2 protein-coding genes are annotated in these 2,608 nt (G+C 65.0%); one reads left to right on the top strand and one right to left on the bottom strand.

The features are described from left to right. Positions 1–181: 181 nt before the first annotated feature. The gene (locus tag JWQ90_RS02225; protein WP_299688698.1) at positions 182–2,095 is read right to left on the bottom strand and encodes a radical SAM protein; all 1,914 of its coding nucleotides are present in this window, start codon (positions 2,093–2,095) and stop codon (positions 182–184) included. A 97-nt stretch (positions 2,096–2,192) separates the two neighbouring features. On the opposite strand from JWQ90_RS02225, the gene JWQ90_RS02220 reads away from it, so the two are divergent. Next, positions 2,193–2,549, top strand: a complete 357-nt coding sequence (locus tag JWQ90_RS02220; protein ID WP_299688695.1) for a YciI family protein — start codon at positions 2,193–2,195, stop codon at positions 2,547–2,549. The last annotated feature ends 59 nt before the right edge of the window (positions 2,550–2,608 follow it).

The following is a 2,608-nucleotide window of genomic DNA, read 5'->3' as shown; positions in this document are numbered from 1 at the left end:
ACCTGTAGGAGCGGACCTTGTCCGCGATTGTGCACTTCAAGGTTCCAATCGCGGACAAGGTCCGCTCCTACAGGTCCGCGATTCAGACCGTGTAGCGCGTGTAGCGTGTAGGTTGGGGTGAGCATCGCGAACCCCAACATCAGCGCGGACGAATGTTGGGGTTCGCGATGCTCACCCCAACCTACTCGGCTGACGCGATCGCCTGCGCGATCTTGTTGCGCGCCACCTGGGTCTTCGGCACTTTCGTCACAAACCAGCTGCGCACGTCCTGTTCCAGCCCGATGCCGTGCATGTAGTTGTACAGCGCCTTGTTCAGCGCGCTGCCCATCGCATCGTGATTCACGCCGGTGGGATCATGGAAACCGATGTCGTTTTTCGCGAACGTGATCGGCGGCAGCGGCAGCAGGCGCACGCCGTACTCCTCGGGATTCTTGCCGACCGGTGAATGCACGGTGCAGGTGAAGCGGTGGAAGAAGCCGCTCTGCAGGCAGCCTTCCTCGAACAGCTGGCGCACGTATTCGAGCGCATCGACAGTATCCTGCACCGTCTGACTCGGGAAGCCGTACATCAGGTAGGCGTGCACCAGCACGCCGGCGTCGGTGAACGCGCGCGTCACCCGCGCCACCTGGTCCACCGACACGCCTTTCTTCATCAGCTTCAGCAGCCGGTCCGATGCGACTTCGAGCCCACCCGAAATCGCAATGCAGCCGCTGTCGGCTAGCAGCTGGCATAGCTGAGGATTGAAGGATTTCTCGAAGCGGATGTTGCCCCACCACGAGATCGACACGCCGCGGCGGATCAGCTCCAGCGCCAGCGCTTTCAGCACTTTCGGCGGCGCCGCCTCGTCGACGAAATGGAAGCCGGTCTGGCCGGTCTCCTTGACGATCGCCTCGATGCGGTCGACCAGGGTGGTCGCCGACGCGGCGTCGTAGCGCGAGATGTAGTCGAGGCTGACGTCGCAGAAACTGCACTGCTTCCAGTAGCAGCCATGCGCGACGGTGAGCTTGTTCCAGCGCCCGTCCGACCACAGCCGGTGCATCGGGTTGAGCATGTCCAGCAGCGACAGATAGCGGTTCAGCGGCAGGCCGTCCCAGGTCGGCGTGCCGACTTCGCCGAAGGCGACGTCCGCATCGCTGGCATTGATGTAGCGGACCTTGCGCGTTGCCGCGTCGCGCACGAAGGCGCGCACCAGCGCCACCTGCGGCAGTTCGCCGCGCAGATGTGCGAGCAGGTTCAGCAGCGGTCGCTCGCCCGCGTCCAGCGTCACATAGTCGAAGTAGTCGAACACGCGCGGCTCGGCGAGTTCGCGCAGCTCAGTATTGGCGTAGCCGCCGCCGAGCACGGTGACGATGTCCGGATGCCGTTGCTTGATGGTCTGCGCGATGCGGAACGCGGCGTACACCGCGCCGGGGAAGGGCGCCGAGATCAGCACGACGTCCGGCGTGTGTTTCGCGATGGCTTCGCGGGTCAAGGCGAACAAAGTCTCGTCGACCAGATTGAACGGTGCGGCCAGCGCCGCGGCCAGCGGCTCGAACGTCGGCTGGCTCTGCGCCAGCGATTCGGCGTAGCGCACGAACTCGAAGCGCGGATCGACCGCGTCGCGCAGCACGTCGGCGATGTCGTTCAGATACAGGGTCGCCAGATGCCGTGCGCGATCCTGCATGCCGAGCGCGCCGAAAGCCCAGGCCAGCGGATCGCCGCCGTCATCGTCGACATACACATCCAGCGACGCGAAGCGCGCGCCTTCGGGCAGAAAGCGCCGGCTGACGATGCGGTGGCCTATCGTCGAATCGGTGTTCTGCAGGAAGGCGATGGTCGGCGCGATCGTCGCCAGATAACGATCGAACTGCCCGCGAAACACGGCCACGCGCGCGGTCTGTTTTTTCGGCGGCAGCGCGTCGATGCAACTGCGGATCGCGATCAGGCCCTCGGCGCAGAACAGCTTCAGCACCAGCGCCAGCGCCAGGTCTTCCTGCACCGCATCGACGCCACGCGAGCGCAGGAAGCCGGTCAGGTACGCGGTCGACGGATAGGGCGTGTTGAGCTGGGTCATCGGCGGGATGACGGACAGCACGCGGGGGTAGGAGATGGGCATGGCGGTGGCGATAGTTTAGCCGATCAGCTTTGCGCGCCTGCCGACCTACTCCGAAGCGGCGAAGGCAGGCAGAATGCCGGACCACACGGAGATCGGCATGCCATATCTATTATTGGTACAGGAAAAGTCGGAAGCGCGCCGCGCACGTTCGACCGAGAACGGGCGCATCGCGATGGACAGCATGCTGGCGTTTGCCGAAGGCCTGCGTAGCCGCGGCATCCTGATCGCCAGCGACTCGCTGAAATCCGATGCCAGCGGCGTGCGCGTCGAAATCCGCGACGGCCGGCGCTCGCTGCTCGACGGGCCGTTCACCGAGTCCAAGGAAATCGTCGGCGGCTTCTTTCTGATCGACTGCGACAGCCGCGAGCAGGCGCTGGCGATCGCCTGCGAATGCCCGGCGGCGGCCTGGGCGACGATCGAGGTGCGGCAGAGCGGGCCTTGTTATGAGGATTGAGGGCGCAGTCGCGGGTATGACCCGCTCCTACAGGGTTGCGGCCGACCTGTAGGAGCGGG

The sequence above is a fragment of the Hydrocarboniphaga sp. genome (assembly GCF_028291725.1).
Taxonomy (GTDB): Bacteria; Pseudomonadota; Gammaproteobacteria; order Nevskiales; family Nevskiaceae; genus Hydrocarboniphaga.
Note: the sequence above shows the minus strand (reverse complement) of the source record. Positions and strands in the feature narration are given on the sequence as shown.